The sequence below is a fragment of the Shewanella sp. MBTL60-007 genome, from assembly GCF_019654915.1.
Taxonomy (GTDB): domain Bacteria; phylum Pseudomonadota; class Gammaproteobacteria; order Enterobacterales; family Shewanellaceae; genus Shewanella.
This window is the reverse complement of sequence record NZ_BPET01000039.1, coordinates 1-19,478: the sequence shown is the minus strand read 5'-3', so window position 1 is coordinate 19,478 and position 19,478 is coordinate 1. Positions and strand designations below refer to the sequence as shown.

Annotated in this window: 12 protein-coding genes; 7 read left to right on the top strand and 5 right to left on the bottom strand. The window is 44.5% G+C overall.

What is annotated here, in order from left to right; genetic code table 11:
- Window positions 1-636: 636 nt before the first annotated feature.
- The 6 genes from K5Q92_RS15115 to K5Q92_RS15090 all read left to right on the top strand — a co-directional run bounded on the left by K5Q92_RS15115 (window position 637) and on the right by K5Q92_RS15090 (window position 8,660).
- Window positions 637-1,980 carry an oligosaccharide flippase family protein gene (locus tag K5Q92_RS15115; RefSeq protein ID WP_220769820.1) on the top strand — a complete coding sequence of 448 codons (1,344 nt, stop codon included), beginning with the start codon at window positions 637-639 and terminating at the stop codon, window positions 1,978-1,980.
- Window positions 1,970-3,043, top strand: a complete 1,074-nt coding sequence (locus tag K5Q92_RS15110; protein WP_220769819.1) for a glycosyltransferase family 2 protein — start codon at window positions 1,970-1,972, stop codon at window positions 3,041-3,043. Before K5Q92_RS15115 ends, K5Q92_RS15110 begins: the two co-directional genes overlap by 11 nt.
- Window positions 3,044-3,226: 183 nt before the next feature.
- Window positions 3,227-5,452, top strand: coding sequence for a WecB/TagA/CpsF family glycosyltransferase (locus tag K5Q92_RS15105; protein ID WP_220769818.1), 2,226 nt, complete (start codon window positions 3,227-3,229; stop codon window positions 5,450-5,452).
- A gap of 10 nt (window positions 5,453-5,462) precedes the next feature.
- Window positions 5,463-6,905: a sugar phosphate nucleotidyltransferase gene (locus K5Q92_RS15100; protein WP_220769817.1), complete on the top strand. Its 1,443-nt coding sequence runs from the start codon at window positions 5,463-5,465 to the stop codon at window positions 6,903-6,905.
- 52 nt (window positions 6,906-6,957) lie between these two features.
- On the top strand, window positions 6,958-7,410 hold the full coding sequence (locus K5Q92_RS15095; protein ID WP_220769816.1) for an adenylyltransferase/cytidyltransferase family protein: 453 nt from the start codon (window positions 6,958-6,960) through the stop codon (window positions 7,408-7,410).
- Window positions 7,410-8,660 carry a CDP-glycerol glycerophosphotransferase family protein gene (locus tag K5Q92_RS15090; RefSeq protein WP_220769815.1) on the top strand — a complete coding sequence of 417 codons (1,251 nt, stop codon included), beginning with the start codon at window positions 7,410-7,412 and terminating at the stop codon, window positions 8,658-8,660. Before K5Q92_RS15095 ends, K5Q92_RS15090 begins: the two co-directional genes overlap by 1 nt.
- Before the next feature lie 429 nt (window positions 8,661-9,089).
- Here K5Q92_RS15090 and rfbC read toward each other — a convergent pair whose 3' ends face one another.
- The 3 genes from rfbC to K5Q92_RS15075 all read right to left on the bottom strand — a co-directional run bounded on the left by rfbC (window position 9,090) and on the right by K5Q92_RS15075 (window position 13,311).
- The gene (gene rfbC, locus K5Q92_RS15085; RefSeq protein WP_220769849.1) at window positions 9,090-9,641 is read right to left on the bottom strand and encodes a dTDP-4-dehydrorhamnose 3,5-epimerase; all 552 of its coding nucleotides are present in this window, start codon (window positions 9,639-9,641) and stop codon (window positions 9,090-9,092) included.
- 1,098 nt (window positions 9,642-10,739) lie between these two features.
- Window positions 10,740-11,750, bottom strand: a complete 1,011-nt coding sequence (locus K5Q92_RS15080) for an NAD-dependent epimerase (protein ID WP_220769814.1) — start codon at window positions 11,748-11,750, stop codon at window positions 10,740-10,742.
- Window positions 11,751-12,144: 394 nt separating this feature from the next.
- Window positions 12,145-13,311 (bottom strand): nucleotide sugar dehydrogenase, encoded by a 1,167-nt coding sequence (locus K5Q92_RS15075; RefSeq protein ID WP_220769813.1) that lies wholly within the window; start codon window positions 13,309-13,311, stop codon window positions 12,145-12,147.
- 595 nt (window positions 13,312-13,906) lie between these two features.
- Between K5Q92_RS15075 and K5Q92_RS15070 the strand changes: the two genes are divergently transcribed.
- A complete protein-coding gene (locus K5Q92_RS15070; protein WP_220769812.1) occupies window positions 13,907-15,310 on the top strand; it encodes an MBL fold metallo-hydrolase RNA specificity domain-containing protein in 1,404 nt (467 codons plus the stop codon).
- Between the two features lie 223 nt (window positions 15,311-15,533).
- On the opposite strand, the gene K5Q92_RS15065 is transcribed toward K5Q92_RS15070, so the two are convergent.
- Together K5Q92_RS15065 and K5Q92_RS15060 are read right to left on the bottom strand one after the other, a co-directional pair.
- The gene (locus K5Q92_RS15065) at window positions 15,534-17,477 is read right to left on the bottom strand and encodes a nucleoside-diphosphate sugar epimerase/dehydratase (RefSeq protein WP_220769811.1); all 1,944 of its coding nucleotides are present in this window, start codon (window positions 17,475-17,477) and stop codon (window positions 15,534-15,536) included.
- An 825-nt stretch (window positions 17,478-18,302) separates the two neighbouring features.
- The coding region (locus K5Q92_RS15060) for a DegT/DnrJ/EryC1/StrS aminotransferase family protein (RefSeq protein ID WP_220769810.1) at window positions 18,303-19,478 on the bottom strand (1,176 nt) is incomplete at its 5' end.

Here is a 19,478-nt window from a genome sequence, read left to right as displayed (position 1 = left end):
CAGCTTGTACCTCGAAGCACTCCGCCCTTCTTTCGCTTTACGTAGGTTGGGCTTTAGCCCATCAACAAGTCTTACAAAAACCAAAAAAGCTGACGGCATAAATGCCGACCTACAATGGATAGCAGCGCTTTTCCGTAAGTGAGCCCGCGAACGTTCCGTGTTCCGTAAGGCCACAGGCCGTTCCGTTTTTCCGTCTCAGCTTGTTCCGGCTTTTAACCATCTCTTGTAGGTTGGGCTTTAGCCCATCAACATTATACAAATACCAAAAGAGCTGATGGCATAAATGCCAACCTACATAAAAGCCTAGAACCTGCCTTTCCTAGAGCCTAGGGCCTTCTTCGCCTTTAGCCTAGAAGTCGCAACGCGACGCTCTCGAAGTGACGTAGTCACGCCCTCGAAGCGCAGCGCCCTTTCATTCTGATTCGCAATATGCGAACCCAATGCCACCAGCATCCACCTCCATGATTAATTCTAGGTTTAATCATCCTAAATAAGACTAATAAACAACAAGTTAACAATGAAAAATCTTAGGGAGAAAGGTTGGCATGAACTCTGTATTAAAGATAGGTACTACTGGCTAAGGCCAGATAGCTCGAACAGCAGTTACTCGATGTTCCTCTAAAGCAGGTGCTCTATATGCAAAGTGAATCGCTATACAAAAGATCACTATCGACACTGTTAAACGGTGCACTGGCCAAAGGTCTTTTTTGGCTAGGATCGGCTCAAGTACTTGGTCGCGTGGTTCGTCTTGGTTCCAGCATTATCATTGCACGATTACTCACTCCAGAAGTTTTCGGTCAGGTTGCCATCATTCTCACCTGCTTCGAGCTTATCTGCACACCAACCCGCCGCATCTCTAGTGCGGCACTAATTAAGATGGATGATAACCAACTTAAACGATCTCTATCTGCGGCCAACCGAGTTAACTGGTTAGCCGCGATAACCGCCTTCGTTGCCATGAGCTTACTCAGCTGGCCGCTTGCAATCTACTACGATGACTTGCAGCTAATTCTTCCCATGATACTCATGGCAACAAGCTATTTACTGCTCCCCTTTGGCATGCTCTACGCTGCAATCAATCTACGTTTAAATCGGATGCGTGTGGTAGGTAGAGCTGTACTATGGCAGACAGTATTTGATGCAATACTCACCGGCAGCTTTGCTTTACTCGGGCTTGGAATTTGGGCCATTATTTTGCCCAAAATCATTGTGGTATTTATATGGATTGGGGTTCATAGATACCATAATCCCTTGCCGGAGCTTTTAGCTGGCAGTGCATCAGAGCCTAGATGGCAACTACTACCAGAAAGATCCCGAGCCATTCTCAAATTCGGCCTGCAGGTTGGCCTCGGAGATCTCGCTATCGCATTAAGGCAAAATATTGATTACATCTTAGTGGGCTATTTTCTCGGTATAGAAGCATTAGGCGTCTACTTCTTTGCCTTCAATGCCAGTTTAGGCATTAGTCTTGGGTTAGTTCAAAGCTACGGTACAGCGCTTTATTCCTACCTTTGTCAAACAGGTAAAGAAGCCGACCCTAAGCAGCTGACATTAGAACAGAAGTATCTTCAATCTCTTAAGTTCATCATGTTACTGACACTGCCAATTATCAGCTTACAAGCTCTATTAGCACCGCTGTATGTCCCTTGGGTTTATGGTCAGAAATGGTTAGATGCGGGGGCTCTTCCTATCTTCATCCTACTTTGCCTGAGCGGTTTAGTGAGGCCACTGGGCGAAGCCGCCAGTCAGTATTTAATTAGCTCAGGTAGAAGTCAGCTAAACCTGTTATATAACAGCGCGTTCACCGTTATCTTAGCCATCACTATTGCACTGTCTAGCCTATGGGGTCTGCAAGCCGTGGCATTAGGGATCTTATTAGCACACATTTTGGTTATGCCAAGTTTCACCCTCTATTTAAAGCTAACTCAATCCATACCCGACACCGCCCATTACCGCTCGGAGGCACATTATGACTGCTAATTTATCCAACAGGAAAGTCGCATCAATAAAGGTTTCGGTGGTGATGCCCATCTATAATGTTGAAGCTTTTGTTGAAGATGCGATTAACTCAGTACTAAACCAAAGCTTTAAACACTTTGAGCTACTGCTTATTAACGACTGCTCACCCGATAACAGCTTGGCTATCTGCAAACGTATTAACGATCCTAGAATTAGAATTATTGAACATGAACATAACCAAGGTCTCGCTGCGGCGAGAAATACTGGCATTCGCCACGCCATAGGCCAATATGTGGCATTTCTCGATTCAGATGACATGTGGCACAACGAAAAACTTGCACAACACGTTGTCCATCTCGACAACGCGCCCGAAGTGGGAATTAGCTTTTCGCGATCGCTGTTCATGGACTATCAAGGACAAAAACTCAATGTCTATCAAATGCCTCAGCTCACCAATATTCAGGCACAAGATCTGCTCTGCCGCAACCCTGTGGGTAATGGCTCTGCACCTGTTATTCGCCGTGAAACCCTAACAGATATTCGCTACCAAGCGTTTAATAAGAGCCAACCCCATAGCTGCTACTTCGATGAGAACTTTCGCCAATCTGAAGATATTGAATGCTGGCTAAGGATTGTGACCACCACCCATTGGAGAATAGAGGGGATCCCAGCGCCTCTAACCTTCTATCGCTTAAATGCACAAGGGCTATCCGCAGATCTTAATAAACAATATGCCTCTTGGGAAAATATGATCAATAAAGCCAAAGGCTATGCGCCAGCACTTTTAGCACAACATGAAGATAAAGCACGAGCCTACCAGCTCAGGTACATAGCAAGACAAGCCATTCGAAATAAAAACGGGAAACAGGCGGTTAAATACCTGCATCTTGCTCTTAAGACCGCCCCAGAGATCATTCAAGCTGAAACCGGACGTACCTTAGCCACAATGGCAGCTGCCTACCTATTAAAACTGCTACCACTAAGACTCTACCAGCTTTGTGAAAATCTGGCTCAACGGTTACTCGGGCGTATTCAGGCCGCAAAAATCAACCGCGATGGCGTAAACGCTGCGCTGCTAAAGTAACTCCAACTACCTCCTCTAGAGTCATTTGCACCCTGCCTTGCAAGATGCAAATGACTCAACCACTTTAAGTTCAACCCCCCAACAAACAAGGTAATGCACTGAATATTAAAGATATAAATTATGGCCTAGTATATGCAAGTTCTAGATTATGTATTAACACTATAAGCCAGAAGGGACTCAATAATGGAAAATACCAACTTGAATACCGACTCGAATATAGTCTCGGATACAGTCTCGAACACAGAGTCAACGGCCCAAGCCGCTTATCATGGCCAATCTCGTTTTAGTATTCGCTGTTTCGACTTCCTCATCGCTTTGCTGATGTTAATTATAAGCTCGCCATTTATGTTATATGGCTACCTTAAGAGTGCTTTCAGTCAAAATAGTGCATTTGAAACTGTGTATATTCACGGCTTAGACCATAAGAACATAGGCTTAAAACAATTTTCCTATACGGGCTGGTTTAAGAAGCTGCCGGTATTATTTAACTTGTTAAGTGGGGAGATTTCAGTTTTAGGTACTGAGCAGAAGTTCGCACTGCTAAAAGAAGATGCACATGCTGACACGAATCTTGAGCAGTTAGCGACAGATAGGTTAACAACAGATAAGTCGTCAGCAGATAAGCAAGCAACCACCAGCTTCAGCAATAGCTTAGCGAATAAAGAAACTGTTAAAGCCCCTAAGAAAATCTATCCTATTAAGCCTGGACTCACCTCAATTGAACAGATGAACGCCGCAACCGGACTGCGTTTTGAGGTTGCTCCTAGATCGCTTGATAAGGCCCATAGCAGCCTAGCCCACTATCTGCTTGCACTCGTAAGGCTTTTGATTGTATTGGCTGTCACTCGTATCGCCTTTAATAAGCCAAGCAGAAACAACCCGGAGATCTGTGTATTCGGCATCAAACTTGATAACTGGACCATGGCGCAACTATTAAATGAAGTGCTACACCAATGTCAGCGAAAGCCTCAGCCTATGCAACACTACGCCTTTGTTAACGCTGACTGCCTCAATATTAGTACTCAAGACGAGTCTTATCGTCAGTGTTTACAACAGACTCAGCGCATTTTCGCCGATGGCATTGGCGTTCGACTAGCCTGCCTAAGTAAAGCGAAAGCACTGCAAGATAACCTCAATGGCACCGACATGTTTCCACGCCTTTGTCAGCTCGCCGCAACCAATAACCTGTCAATTTTTTTGTTAGGTGGTCGCCCAGGAGTTGCAAAAGCCGCTGCCAATAACATGCAGCAGCGATACCCAAAACTCAATATTGCAGGCTGTCATTCAGGTTATTTCAATAGCGAGGCAAGCAGTGAAGACAATCAAGGCGTCATAGATACAATTAATGAGTCTAAAGCCGATATTCTACTTGTGGCTATGGGGGCACCAAAGCAAGAGTTATGGCTTGCTGCCAATAAGCAGCGACTCACCTGTTCTATTGGGATAGGTGTTGGCGGTCTTTTCGATTTTTACGCAAACCGTATCAAACGCGCCCCCTTATGGCTAAGACAGATGGGGTTTGAATGGAGTTACCGTTTACTTCAAGAGCCTAAGAGAATGTGGAAACGCTATATCATAGGCAACCCAAGCTTTCTATTTCGCGTGTGGCGAGAAAACCGTCAGCTAAAGAAGCAACACAATCACCCACACACACCTTGGACAACGAAAGCAACAGCAGACGCTAACCTTACCAAACTGCAGCTTCAAACTGAGCTCAATAAAGCGACCAGTAAGAACCGAGAAGTCCCGCAGTTTGATGCTAAGCAAGCTAACCTGCGCCGAGCAATGTTTAATCTAAATAGACATCTCGGTCGTGGCGCTAAGCGCTTATTCGACATCTTGGTCTCATCGAGCCTATTAGTCCTGCTATTGCCGTTTTTAATCTGTATCGCGCTACTTATCCGCTGTGAGTCTAGAGGTGCAGTGCTATTTAGTCAGCCTAGAGCCGGGCTTAATAACAAGCCATTTACCATGTGGAAGTTTCGCTCTATGTACCAAGATGCAGAGCAGAGACTGGCGACATTAAACCACAGTAACGAAATGGATGGCGGCATCATTTTTAAGATAAAGAATGATCCTAGGATCACCTTAGTTGGACGCGTGCTCCGTAAGGCCTCAATCGATGAGTTACCCCAACTATGGAATGTACTTAAAGGCGACATGTCGTTAGTCGGCCCCCGTCCAGCCCTAGTCAGCGAAGTAAAGCAGTACAAGCTACACCATAGAAATCGCTTGACGATAAAGCCTGGCATCACCTGTATTTGGCAAGTCTCCGGCCGTTCAACCATTCCATTTGAGCAGCAGGTTGAACTCGATATCGATTATATCTATCAACAATCGTTTAGTGCTGATCTGCTGTTGCTGCTGAAAACGATTCCCGCCGTTATTTTTGCCCGTGGCGCGTATTAAGGAGTTGCATATGCAAGCGATTATTTTTGCAAACCGTAACGGCAGTGAGCTGGCACCATTGAGCAGTTATTACTGCCCAGCCTTATTACCAATCAGTAATAAAAGCGTTATCGAGTACACATTAGAAGATCTCGCCGAGGCGGGAGTGAAGCGAGTAAAGCTGGTGATCTCAACCCACGTTAACGAAATAAAAGCCTTAGTCGGTAATGGGGAGCTTTGGGGGTTAGAGGTCGACTATTTTCTGAGTAAAGAGCAGGAAGATGCCTCCAAGATCATCCCAAGGCTGGCGCTGGATAAGACCGAGCCAGTCTTACTTGCCCGCGGTGACATACTCAGAAGCCCATGTATCAATTCGTTTTTGCAATTTAGCAAACAGATGAGCGAAAGCTTTGTTATTGCAAAGCTCGACAACCAAAATGCAGGCTTAATGATGCTCCCCGCCGCCATAAAGCATACAGAGAAGCTCAATTGGCCTCTCTCTAATGACCAAACTGAGCATAAGGCCTCGACTCAGGGAAACAGTATGGGTAACACAGTCACCCAGGTGTTGCATGGCGACTGCTTTATGCTCAACTCACTCGATGAATATATGCAGGCCAATCAGGCTATGGCTCTAAAAAAGGTCGTGGGCGCCACGCCAAAAGGCCGCTATTGCAGTAGCGCTGATGAAGCTAATGGTTTTTATATCGGCAGCCAAACCAAGACAGGGCAACTGAGAATGCAGAACGCTTGGGGAGTGATTGGCGACAACAGCTGGATAGATGAAAGCGTTAACATGGAGCAGAGCGTGATTGTGGGTAAGAACTGCCTTATAGAAGCTAAATGCAGACTCAAAAACTGCATTATTCTCGATGACTCATACGTAGGCCAAGGGCTAAACGTAAGCAATGCGATTATCTGCAAAGATATGCTGTTAACGCCACAGACTGGGGCGGCCATCAGGCTTAACGATGACAGCATCATAGCGAGAAACCATACCGTATCACCAAATAACAGAGTAAAGCGGTTCGATAGATTATGTGCCTTGCTTCTGTTTATGTTAGGGCTGCTCGTATCCCCACTCCTGTTGCTTATCAGCCTGACAGGCTCAAGTAAAGGCTGGCGGATAAAAGAAAGAGTCGAGCTAAATAACAGAGTTTACTCCTGCTGGCGCTGGGATCTTAAATCACTCTTTCTCAGTCGGCTTCCCCAGCTCTACCTCGTAATAACAGGGCAGCTAAAACTGTTTGGGCGTACGCCATTTTTACAGCCGCAACAGCAATCCACCAATAGTGAATACGGACTATATGGACCATTGCAACTACTGCCCTTTACCCTTCCCGACGAGGAAAAAACACTTATCGAAACGGAGTTCATGCTATCGAAGCAAAAGAGTAAGAATCTTAAGCTCATCAGGCAGTCATTTAGTTACGCTAACCATCAACAAACACATTCAGAGTTAACAAGAGATTAGGAAGCACCATGCCTTAACGACATTCAGCAAGTTCCTTTAGAGGAGAGTCATTATGAAAACGATTATCACCTATGGCACATTCGATCTATTTCACTACGGCCATGTACGCTTGTTTAAGCGTTTAAAAGCCCTAGGCGACAAACTGATTGTTGCGGTATCGACCGATGAGTTTAATGCCATGAAGGGAAAGGCCGCATTTTTTAGTTACTTTCAGCGGGCTGAAATTGTTGAAGCCTGCAAATACGTGGATATGGTTGTGCCTGAGACTCACTGGAATCAAAAGGCGAAGGATATCTGTAAATATGATGTCAGTATCTTTGGTATGGGCGATGATTGGAAAGGCGAGTTTGACGAACTATCTATACTGTGTGAGGTTATCTATTTAGATAGAACAGGCGAGATCTCGACCACCGAGATCAAGAGTAATTTAGCGCATCCCAAGACTGGGGCTAGCAATGACCCAAGCACAAACCGTTCAGTATCGACCAAGAAGATAAATAAGTAATGCAGCACGCTATTTTTGACTGGATAAAGGCGATTATCAGAAAGCTGATATTTACACTCTCGGCTCTCTCCCCTCGCAGCTCAAACAAGGCACTGTTTGGTAGCTACAAGGAAAGGTATTGCGACAACAGTAAATACTTGTATTTACATTGGCAGCAAACAAAATTCATCCGTTGTATCTGGATTAGCGGCGATCAAGATGTAATTAAACAACTACAGAGTCAAAACTTGGAGGTTTATTATCGCTGGTCGATGAAGGGGATTTATCACGCCCTAACCGCCAAATACTACTTCTATAATAGTTATATCGGCGATATTAATCAGTGGCTTGCAAATGGAGCGCTGAAGGTGAATCTATGGCATGGATTGCCGATGAAAAAAATTGAGTTCGACATTAACGCAGGCCCTATGGCGCAAGTGTTTAACCCAAAAGGAAGCTTAGCGTTATATAAGCAATGGCTATTTGCCCACCAGCAACGCATCACTCCCGATTTAATGTTAAGCCCAAGTCCACTTATCGACTCCCTCTTTAGTAGCGCATTTAGACTTAACAGCTCACAGCTTTTACGCGCAACTAATCCAAGAACCGATTACTACATAATTCACCCAAGTCAGCGCACGCAACTCAATCAAAACGCTCTTCAAGGTGCGAGCCAAAGTGCGAGCCAGAGCCATTACCACAGTGATCACGAGAGCGATGACCAAGCTGATAAGCCTAGCATCATCCTGTATGCCCCCTCTTGGCGCGATAGCCACAAACAAGGTAACCCTTACAGCAGCGCTTTTGACTGGCAACAGTTATCGAATCACTTAGTTACTAATAACCAACTATTTTTACTACGACTACACCCAAATGAGGCAAGCTTGGCAGATGAGCTGACGAGTTACCCTAATATCATCAATATTTCGCAGTTAGAAGACGTATATGGCTTCTTGCAAGAGGTGGATCTGCTTATCACCGACTATTCCTCTTTATTTATCGATGCCCTGCCACTAAACACGCCTATCTGCTTCTATCGCTTCGATGAAGCCCACTATCAACAAGATTGCCGCGATATGTACGAATACGCCGAAAAGCTCCCTGTTATCGCCCCTAAATGCACTAGTTTTAATGAGTTACTAGGGGCATTAGCACCAGAGGCTATCGTCAAGCAAAAGAAAAGCTACCGAGAGAGCTACCAAAGCGTTAGCGAACTTTTTTGGGGAAAGGATACGCCAACAGCATTTGAAGCGTTAGAGGAGTGGCTGTAGATACTAGGGCGTTCGCAAGCTCACTGAATAAATAAGGTTCTAGGACGTTCGCAAGCTCACTGCGAGGACGCTTCGCTTCGAGGACGGCCTTCGGCCTGCTAGAAAAAAGCAAAGACGAACGCTTCGCTCACGGAAGACGGAACGTTCACAAGCTCACTCACGGAACGCTGCGCTGACGGTATAAGCTTAAAAGAATCAAAAGCAAAGGCTAAGACGAAGTGTTCCGTAAGGCCGAAGGCCATTCCGCTTTTCCGTCTTAGCCTGTACCGTCTTTGCTTTAACCTAGAATCTAGAAGTCGCAACGCGACGCTCTCGCAGTGACGTAGTCACGTCCTCGAAGCGCAGCGCCCTTCTTAGCCTTTAATCTAGAAGTCGCAACGCGACGCTCTCGAAGTGACGTAGTCACGCCCTCGAAGCGCAGCGCCCTTCTTAGCCTTTAATCGTCAGCGCAGCCTTCCCATCCTTCTCCGACAAAATTGGCTCTGCGCCCGCTTCTAACGGCCATTGAATATTTAATTGAGGATCATTCCAAGCAATACACTTCTCAAACTCGGGCGCATAATAATCAGTGCATTTGTAGATAATGTCAGCATGTTCGCTCAAGGTTAAAAAGCCGTGGGCAAAGCCCGGTGGGATATCCATCTGCAGGCGGTTTTCAGCAGACAGCACTTGCCCAAACCACTGACCATAGGTTTTTGAGTCTTTGCGAATATCGACGGCAACATCGAAAATACTACCAGCAGTCACGCGAATAAGCTTACCTTGTGCCTGTACTTCTTGATAATGCAGACCACGTAGTACATTTTTAGCCGAACGGCTCATATTCTCTTGCACAAAGCGTGGGCAAGCCATACCCACTTCGGCAAATAGCGCCTCAAACTCTGATTGACGAAAAGTTTCCATGAAGAAGCCACGTTCGTCACCAAATACTTTCGGTTCAAACAGCAGCACATCAGGAATGGTAGTCGGGATTAATTTCATCATGCTCTTTATAACGTAGTAAAAGAAGGTTCTAGGACCTAGGGCGTTCGTAAACTCACTGCGAGAGCGCTTCGCTTCGAGAACGGCCTTTGGCCTGCTAGAAAAAAGCAAAGACGAACGCTTCGCTCACGGAAGACGGAACGTTCACAAGCTCACTCACCGATAAGATTCTAGGACGTTCGCAAGCTCACGGCTAGGGCGCTGCGCTTCGAGAGCGGCCTTCGGCCTGCTAGAAAAAAAGCAAAGACGAACGCTTCGCTCACGGAAGACGGAACGTTCACAGGCTCACTCACCGATAAGATTCTAGGACGTTCGCAAGCTCACTGCTAGGACGCTTCGCTTCGAGAGCGACCTTCGGCCTGCTAGGAAATCAAAAGCAAAAAACAACAGCGTCTTTGCTTGTTCCGCTTTTCCGTCTCAACTTGTTCCGGCTTTTAACAGTCCCAGCCTGTACCTGCTTTTAACCGTCCCTTGTAGGTTGGGCTTTAGCCCATCAGCATTATACAAATACCAAAAGAGCTGATGGCATAAATGCCAACCTACATAAAAGCCTAGAACCTTCTTAGCTTTTAACCGTCAGCGCAGCGTTCCGTACTCCGTGAACGAAGTGTTCCGTAAGGCCACAGGCCGTTCCACTTTATAAGTTTTAGCCCATCAGCATTATACAAATACCAAAAGAGCTGATGGCATAAATGCCAACCTACATAAAAGCCTAGAACCTTCTTCGCTTTTAACCTCGAAGCGCAGCGCCCTTCTTAGCCTTTAACCGTCAGCGAAGCGTTCCGTATTCCGTGAACGAAGTGTTCCGTAAGGCCGAAGGCCGTTCCGCTTTTCCGTCTTTGCTTGTTCCGCTTTTCCGTCTTGGCTTGTTCCGCTTTTCCGTCTTGGCTTGTTCCGCTTTTCCGTCTTTGCTTGTTCCGCTTTTCCGTCTTTGCTTGTTCCGTTTTCCCGTCTTGGCTTGTTCCGGCTTTTAACCGTCTTAGCTTGTTCCGCTTACCGTCTCAGCCTGTACCGTCTTTGCTTTAACCTAGAATCTAGAAGTCGCAACGCGACGCTCTCGAAGTGACGTAGTCACGCCCTCGAAGCGCAGCGCCCTTCTCAGCTTTTAAGATAATACTCTTTATACCACTCAACAAACTTCTGTACGCCCTCTTCGACGCTAGTTTGTGGCTTGTAACCTACAGTTTTGAATAAATCTTCGGTATCTGCCCAAGTTGAATGTACATCGCCGGGTTGCATATCCATCATATTTTTAATGGCTTCGATACCTAACGACTTCTCAAGTGCAGAAATATAATCCATCAACTTAACTGGGCTACCATTACCGATATTGAACACACGGTACGGTGCAGAGCTAGTCGCAGGAGTTGCCTCAGCAGCATTCCACTCTGGATTAACAGCTGGAATACTGTCTTGAATACGAATAATGCCTTCTACAATATCATCGATATAGGTGAAATCGCGGCTCAAATTACCGTGGTTATAAACATCAATCGCCTCACCTTTCACGATTTTATTGGTGAACTTAAGCAGCGCCATATCTGGGCGTCCCCAAGGACCATAAACAGTAAAGAAGCGCAGGCCGGTTGTTGGTACACCATAAAGATGAGAATAGGTATGTGACATCAGCTCATTGGCTTTCTTGGTCGCCGCATACAGAGATATTGGGTGATCGACACTGTCGTCAGTTGAGAATGGCATTTTTGAATTTAGGCCATAAACAGAGCTTGATGACGCATAGACTAGATGTTGGATCTTATGGTGACGACAACCTTCTAAAATGGTCAGATGCCCGACTAAGTTACTATCGGCATAGGCCATTGGGTTATCAATAGAGTAGCGAACTCCGGCTTGCGCAGCCAAGTGGATCACTCTATCAAATCCCTCCTCAGCGAACAGAGCGGCAATGCCTTCTCTGTCTGCTAAGTCTAACTTCTTAAATGAAAAAAGAGCCTGTGGCTCCAAATTTTTAAGACGGTCTAATTTTAAGTTTACGTCATAGTAATCGTTGATATTATCAATACCAACCACTTCATGACCCGCAGCGCATAAGCGCTCACTAACTTTTGAACCAATAAAACCTGCCGCACCTGTTACTAAATACTTCATAAAAATCTCTTTTGTTAAAGAAGGTTCTAGGACGCTTCACTACGAGAGCGTTCGCAAGCTCACTTCTAGGAAGGCCTCTGGCCTACTAGAAAAGCCAAAAGCCCAAACGCGCCACCAGTAACCTTTCTTATTCTCTTCTAATTTCTGCTTATTCGTCTTAGCCTGTACCTAGAATCTTCTTGGTGCTTCTGGCTCCTAACCTTCTTTTGTAGGTTGGGCTTTAGCCCATCAACATCATACAAATACCAAAAGAGCTGATGGCATAAATGCCAACCTACATAAAAGCCTAGAACCTGCTTTTCCTAGAGCCTAGAAGCGAAGCGCCCTTCTTAGCTTTTAACCGTCAGGCCGAAGGCCGTTCCGCTTTTCCGTCTCTGCTTGTTCCAGCTTTTAATCAATCCGACCCAAATAGATCGCGGGTATAAACTTTTTCAGCTACGTCAGCAAGCTCATCAACCATACGGTTTGACACTATGACATCTGAAAGCTGTTTAAATTCATTCAAATCTTGCATAACACGCGAGTTAAAGAACTCGGGTTCATTAAGCACAGGCTCAAATACCACGACTTCGATTCCCTTAGCTTTTATGCGCTTCATAATGCCTTGAATAGATGAAGCACGGAAGTTATCAGAACCTGACTTCATAATTAGGCGGTATATACCCACGACTTTAGGCTGCTTCTTAATAATAGAATCAGCTATAAAGTCTTTACGGGTAGAATTTGCATCAACAATCGCGCTAATCAAACTGTTAGGCACATTTTGGTAATTCGCACGCAGTTGCTTAGTATCTTTCGGCAGGCAGTAACCACCGTAACCAAAAGATGGATTGTTATAATGGCTACCAATTCGTGGATCTAAGCCGACACCTTCAATGATTTGGCGTGAATCTAAACCATGAGATTCTGCGTAACTGTCTAGCTCGTTGAAGTAGGCTACACGCATTGCAAGGTAGGTATTAGAGAACAACTTAACCGCTTCGGCTTCAGTCGAATTGGTATAAAGGATATCGATGTTTTCTTTAAGCGCTGCGTCACTCAGTAAGTTAGCGAATACTTCAGCTCGTTCTGAGCGCTCACCGATAATGATACGCGATGGGTGCAAGTTATCGTATAGCGCACGACCTTCACGTAAAAACTCAGGTGAGAAAATAATATTCTGAGTATTAAACTTCTGCTTAACTGACTCGGTATAACCTACAGGCACAGTCGATTTGATCACCATTACAGCATCAGGATTAATGGCTAATACATCCTGGATAACCGCTTCAACCGATGAGGTATTAAAATAATTAGTTTGGGTATCGTAATCGGTAGGTGTTGCAATAATCACATAGTCTGCATCTTGATACGCTAATTGTTTGTCTAATGTAGCAGTTAAATCAAGTTTATGATTACTCAGATAATCTTCTATCTCAACATCGGCTATAGGTGATTGACCTTGATTAATCATCTCTACTTTTTCAGCAACAATATCAACCGCCATGACGGTGTTTTTTTGCGCCAACAATACCGCGTTTGACAGGCCGACATAGCCTGTCCCTGCTATAGCAATTTTCATCATAAAACCTTAAAAGAAATATCCGCGTAAAATACCACTCAGTTGATAAAAAGTCTTGTTTTAGACTCACATTTGTAAAAGCTAATTAGGTTCTAGAGCCTAGAACGTTCGCAGGCTCACTCACCGATAAGATTCTAGGACGTTCGCAAGCTCACTCACAGAACGCTGCGCTGACGGTATAAGCTTAAAAGAATCACAAGCAAAGGCTGAGACGAAGTGTTCCGTATGGCCGAAGGCCGTTCCGCTTTTCCGTCTCAGCTTGCACCGTCTTTGCTTTTATAGCATCTAGAAGTCGCAACGCGACGCTCTCGCAGTGACGTAGTCACGCCCTCGAAGCGCAGCGCCCTTCTTAGCTTTTAACCGTCAGCGCAGCGTTCCGTATTCCGTGAACGAAGTGTTCCGTCAGGCCAAAGGCCGTTCCGTTTTCCCGTCTTAGCTTGTTCCAGCTTTTAACCGTCTTTGCTTTAACCTAGAATCTAGCAGGAGCATTGCGACGCTCTCGCCGTGGCTACGCCACATTCTAGAATCTACATATAACACTTGACCTACAGCTAACGAGGCCTTATGGATCGCGATTAAACAAAGGAAGTTATTTATGCAAATCATTCATCATGGTGCTGTTAATGGTGTGACAGGCTCATGCCACCAGTTAGATATTAATAAGCAATCCAGCATTCTAATTGACTGTGGACTATTTCAAGGAGCCGAAACCGCAGGTAAAACCACGGCCGACCAACTTAGAATTGAATTTGACTTGAGCCATATAACGGCACTCATTGTTACTCACTGCCACATCGATCATGTGGGCAGGATCCCATATCTACTGGCAGCAGGTTTCAACGGCCCAATATACGCGACAAAAGCCACGGCCGCATTGCTACCATTAGTCATAGAGGATGCGCTTAAGGTTGGTGTTACCAGAAATCAGCGATTAATTCGTTTATATTTAAAACGCTTACAACAGTTAATCAAGCCCGTTGATTATGAGCAATGGTTTAGCTTGGAGGTCAATAACTGTGACAGTGGATTTCAGCAAGCCAAGGCGCGGTTTAACGTAGCTGGACATATTCTAGGCTCTGCCTATGTTGAAATAGAACTAAGTGACACAAGGACGAAAAAAGACAGCCATACAGTTGTATTTTCTGGCGACTTAGGCGCAAGCAACACCCCATTACTACCAAGTCCTAAAAGCCCATATCGTGCCGATACCCTAGTGATTGAGTCCACCTATGGTGATAAAAATCATCATAACCGAGAACATAGATCAGATAGCTTACGCCAAGTGATAGAAAGATCAGTAATCGATAATGGCATCGTACTCATTCCGGCTTTTAGCGTTGGTCGAACTCAAGAGCTATTGTACGAGTTAGAACAAATTATCTTCAGCCAACAACACAACGATATGTGGCAAAGTATAGAGATAATTATTGACTCCCCCATGGCCGCAAACTTTACCGAGCAATATATAAAATATAAGGATCTGTGGGACACTGAAGCGAAAGCCGTATTAGCGCAGCAACGTCATCCGCTCGACTTTAGTCAGCTTTACACCATTGATAGCCATCAAGATCATCTCGCGGTGATCAATTATTTAGCCAGCAGACAAAAGCCTGCCGTTGTGATTGCAGCTAGCGGAATGTGTACAGGCGGGCGAATCGTCAACTATTTACAGCGCTTTTTACCTGAGCCGACTGCAGACATTCTATTTGTGGGTTACCAAGCAAAAGGAACAACAGGAAGGGATATCCAAGAATACGGACCTACTGGAGGTTACGTGTATATTGAGGGAGAGAAAATCGATATAAAGGCTGGCATACATACTATCAGTGGCTATTCAGCCCATGCTGATCAGCAAGATCTTATTAATTTTGTCAAAGGCATAGAACATAAGCCGAAACATATCCGAATCGTCCATGGAGATACAGAGGCCAAACAAGCGTTAGCCGATCAATTCCGCCAGCTCTTACCGAATACAGAAATTGTAATAGGTACAAGTTAGAACCATAGACTACTAAGAACACAGAGCGCTACGCTACACGAAGAAAAGCAATCACAAATTTAGAAAATGCTCTAGTCTTTTGTTCCCCGCACTTCTTCGTGTCCTTCGTGTCCTTCGTGTCCTTCGTGTCCTTCGTGAAAGCATAGCGCTTTGTAGTAAAAATTCGCTCTTAAACAAAAAAGCCAACTCAATGAGCTGGCTTTGTTACGATCAAACCATTAATTTAAGAAACGATAGAAAGCACATTTTCATCTTTGCTACTCTGCTGATGCTCACCTTCACGTTGTTGCCAAACTAAATCGCATATGCCATCAGTAGGATTAAAACCTGTAGGTGCGCTCAGTAAGATCTCTCTGATCGCTTCATGCTGGAACTCATGGCATGCTGTATCTAGTCGCTTTAGGATGATTTCAAGCTCATGCCAAGGTAAATATGATTCATTGGCAGTCATGATTCGCTCATGGTTCGTGCCCGTCACATCATCACCAATTAGCAGCTCTTCATACAGCTTCTCACCAGGACGAAGGCCACTAAATTCAATAGCAATATCACCCTCAGGATTCATATCATCTTTAACTTCAAAACCACTTAAGCGGATCATTTTTGCCGCGAGATCGACGATCTTAACTGAACTGCCCATGTCCAAAACAAATACGTCACCACCTTTGCCCATCGCGCCAGCTTGAATAACCAACTGCGAAGCTTCTGGTATCGTCATAAAGAAACGGGTGATCTCTGGATGTGTCACCGTAACAGGGCCACCTGCCGCAATCTGCTTTCTGAAGAGTGGCACCACTGAACCCGATGAACCGAGCACATTACCAAAACGTACCATGCAAAAACGTGTTGAATGCGATTCGTTTGCTAGTGCTTGCAAAGCAAGCTCTGCTAAGCGTTTTGTTGTGCCCATCACATTGGTTGGTCGAACTGCTTTATCGGTAGAAATAAGCACAAATGTCTCTACTTTTGCGGCGATTGCAGCTTGTGCAGTATAAAGCGTACCAAACACATTATTGCGCACACCTTCTACTACGTTATGTTCAACTAACGGCACATGCTTGTAGGCCGCTGCATGGTAAACAGTTTGCACCTCAAACGCTTCCATAACTGCTTGTATACGATTCTCTCGCTGCACAGAACCCAACATTGGGTAGATTTCAACATCTAACCCGAGCCCTGAAGCCAAAGCTGAAAGTTCGCGCTCGATTGAATATAACCCGAATTCAGACAACTCAAATAACACAAGTTTCTTTGGTGATTGCTTAATAATCTGTCGGCATAACTCAGAGCCAATAGAGCCCCCCGCGCCTGTCACCATCACCACTTTATTCTGGATATTAGCCGTCATCAGATCATCACGAGGCTTAACACTGTCGCGGCCGAGAAGATCATCAATTTCGACTTCTTTAATGTCACTATAAAGCTTGTTACCACTAACTAGATCGGCCATGGCCGGTAAGGTGAGTACCTGCACAGCGAGTTGTTCTAATGATAATAAAATCTCTTTTCGGCGCGAACGCGACGCGCTAGGCAGTGCGAGTAACACCTTAGTAGCCTGCTTTTCTCTTATGAGCTTACGCATAATCGATGGCGAATGCACATGCACACCTTGAATGACCGTGCCATGCAATGACTTGTCGTCATCGACAAAAGCAAACGGATAATATTCATGGCTTTGTACTAGCGCAGTTACCAGTTGGCGACCACTTACACCAGCACCGTAAATAATCACCGGCTCACCGTTACGTTTCATCCCCGTGCCAACTAGCGCACGGACCATGGTTCTCGTGCCACCAATAAAAACCAGTGCAAATGCAGAATAGATAACTGGTACGGTTCTAGGCAGTTGTGAATCGAAATAATAAGCGGCCAATACTAAGCTAACCGTTGATACGACGACACCCAATAAAATAGCGCTCAGAGCTTGCAACCCCATATAACGCAGTACCGCACGATATAGGCCTAGTTTAGCGAAACCTAGAATACTCAGAGGCACAACGCTTGCTATAAGTAACCAATATGTGCCATTCGTCAGCGCACTGATATCATCAACACGAACAAGTACCGCGCCCCAAAAGGCGATAACTAAAAATAACGAGTCAATTAACACGCTAACTATTCGTTTTTCCACTCGTTTTAGTGAAAACAAGCATTGCAAAAAGTCCATTTTTTGCTCCATTTGGCAAGAAGGCTTCATAAAAGATGACTACTACATGAATAAAAGTGATTATATCAAGCCGAAGATAATAACATATTTTGAAGGCGAGTTGCTGTTACTACTTAACTAAAAAATACCGAACACTTCGCAAGGCTAGGCTCTCACCCACCTTAACTCTATAACCAATTAACCACCTCTTTAGCAAAGTGCATGAGTTAGAATGGCAGCATATCTACTTAGACCATCGCTTAATCCAGATTAGGCAGAACTGGCTCAATGGCGAAACATGTGATGTGAAAACGCCATAATTTATTGAAGAGCCCGCCATAAACTTAGGATGTGTGATTCAGTGTATGATGAATTTAAACGGATAAAAAAGGCAAGCTAATCTAATTCAAACTTTGTGTTTACCGGCCCTTCAGGCACACCAGTAGAAACCCACTAACTATGTGAGTAGAATGCTCTAGTATCCAACACTTATAAAAACAAGGGTAAAACTACGCAGCCCGAATGAAAATCCGCTATATGTTTCACACATGCTAGGACATAGCGTTACTCGCTTACTAATTTGATGTGTATGCGCCCTATTATAGCTAATGCTTTGATAACGGGTGCTAATACTGTTGATTTGTTGATTTGTTGATTTGTTGATTTGTTGATTTGTTGATGAGAGATGGAAAGCTACTTGGGGGATAAGGAAAAGAAGAAAGCTAACTAATGATTTATAAAACAAGGCTATATTCATAATTAACATGAATAAAGCCTTTTAGTTTACTCTGTCAGTAAGCCTGTGCTTCAACTTAATCCCAGGTTTTATACTGAATAAATTCCAAGCTATTTTTGAGCTAATAGCAAAACACTGCGAATTACTTCACAAGTTTTATTTATCTCGACCTGGGTCAGTGTAGGATGTACAAGAAACATTAAACTCGTTTCTCCCAACTCCATCGCATTTAGCAATCGGTTGGCAGGTCGCCAGGGTGTATTATCAAAAGCTTTCTCTAAATAAACCTCTGAACAACTACCTTGATACGCTGGAACGCCTTGTTCGACAATTTTTTCAATTATTAAATCACGAGTCCAACCTTCTTTTAAATTCTCAGGACAAACAAACAAATAGTGTTTATACTCTGCGTGTTCGATATAATCAGGTACATCCACACAACGAACTATATTTAATCCCTGAACAGCGGTATCAATTGCCTTACCATTCGATTGACGTTTTGCAGTCCACTCACTCATTTTTTGTAATTGTATACGACCAAGTACTCCCTGCATCTCAGTCATACGCCAGTTTGTGCCAAAACTATCATGCAACCAACGAAAACCTGGCGGATGTTCACGATTATAAATAGCATCAAAACTTTTGCCATGATCTTTATAAGACCACATATCTTGCCAAAGAGCTTTATCGTTAGTAGTGACCATACCGCCTTCACCACCAGTCGTCATGATCTTATCCTGACAGAAAGACCAAGCACCAATATGACCTATAGAGCCCACACTGCAACCTTTATACTTAGCTCCGTGTGCTTGGGCACAATCTTCAATAACAAAGAAACCATGCTTCTTTGACAAATCCATAATTGCGTCCATTTCTGCAGGCATACCAGCTAAATGAACAACAATAACGGCTTTAGTTTTTGGAGTAAGAACTTCAGCGATTGACTCTGCTGTAATAGCTTGACTGTTAAGATCGACATCGGCAAATACTGGTGACGCTCCGCAAGTAACAATTGATGAGGCAGAAGCTAGGAAAGTACGTGACGTTGTAATAACTTCATCACCCTCACCAACATTCAAAGCCCTTAGTGCAAGATCTAATGCAAGAGTACCGTTTCCAAGAGCAATAGAGTAATTACAACCAGTCCAAGCAGCGAATTCTCTTTCAAACTCACGACATTCATTGCCTGTCCAATAATTAACTTTGTTAGATAAAATCACGCTACTAACAGCATCAGCCTCTTCTTGAGAAAAAGAAGGCCATGGGGAAAATGGAGTATTTAACAT

Coding starts and splice junctions, on each gene's coding strand:
- K5Q92_RS15115 (WP_220769820.1), top strand. CDS start 637: ATGCAAAGTGAATCGCTATACAAAAGATCACTATCGACACTGTTAAAC.
- K5Q92_RS15110 (WP_220769819.1), top strand. CDS start 1,970: ATGACTGCTAATTTATCCAACAGGAAAGTCGCATCAATAAAGGTTTCG.
- K5Q92_RS15105 (WP_220769818.1), top strand. CDS start 3,227: ATGGAAAATACCAACTTGAATACCGACTCGAATATAGTCTCGGATACA.
- K5Q92_RS15100 (WP_220769817.1), top strand. CDS start 5,463: ATGCAAGCGATTATTTTTGCAAACCGTAACGGCAGTGAGCTGGCACCA.
- K5Q92_RS15095 (WP_220769816.1), top strand. CDS start 6,958: ATGAAAACGATTATCACCTATGGCACATTCGATCTATTTCACTACGGC.
- K5Q92_RS15090 (WP_220769815.1), top strand. CDS start 7,410: ATGCAGCACGCTATTTTTGACTGGATAAAGGCGATTATCAGAAAGCTG.
- rfbC (WP_220769849.1), bottom strand. CDS start 9,641: ATGAAATTAATCCCGACTACCATTCCTGATGTGCTGCTGTTTGAACCG.
- K5Q92_RS15080 (WP_220769814.1), bottom strand. CDS start 11,750: ATGAAGTATTTAGTAACAGGTGCGGCAGGTTTTATTGGTTCAAAAGTT.
- K5Q92_RS15075 (WP_220769813.1), bottom strand. CDS start 13,311: ATGAAAATTGCTATAGCAGGGACAGGCTATGTCGGCCTGTCAAACGCG.
- K5Q92_RS15070 (WP_220769812.1), top strand. CDS start 13,907: ATGCAAATCATTCATCATGGTGCTGTTAATGGTGTGACAGGCTCATGC.
- K5Q92_RS15065 (WP_220769811.1), bottom strand. CDS start 17,477: ATGGACTTTTTGCAATGCTTGTTTTCACTAAAACGAGTGGAAAAACGA.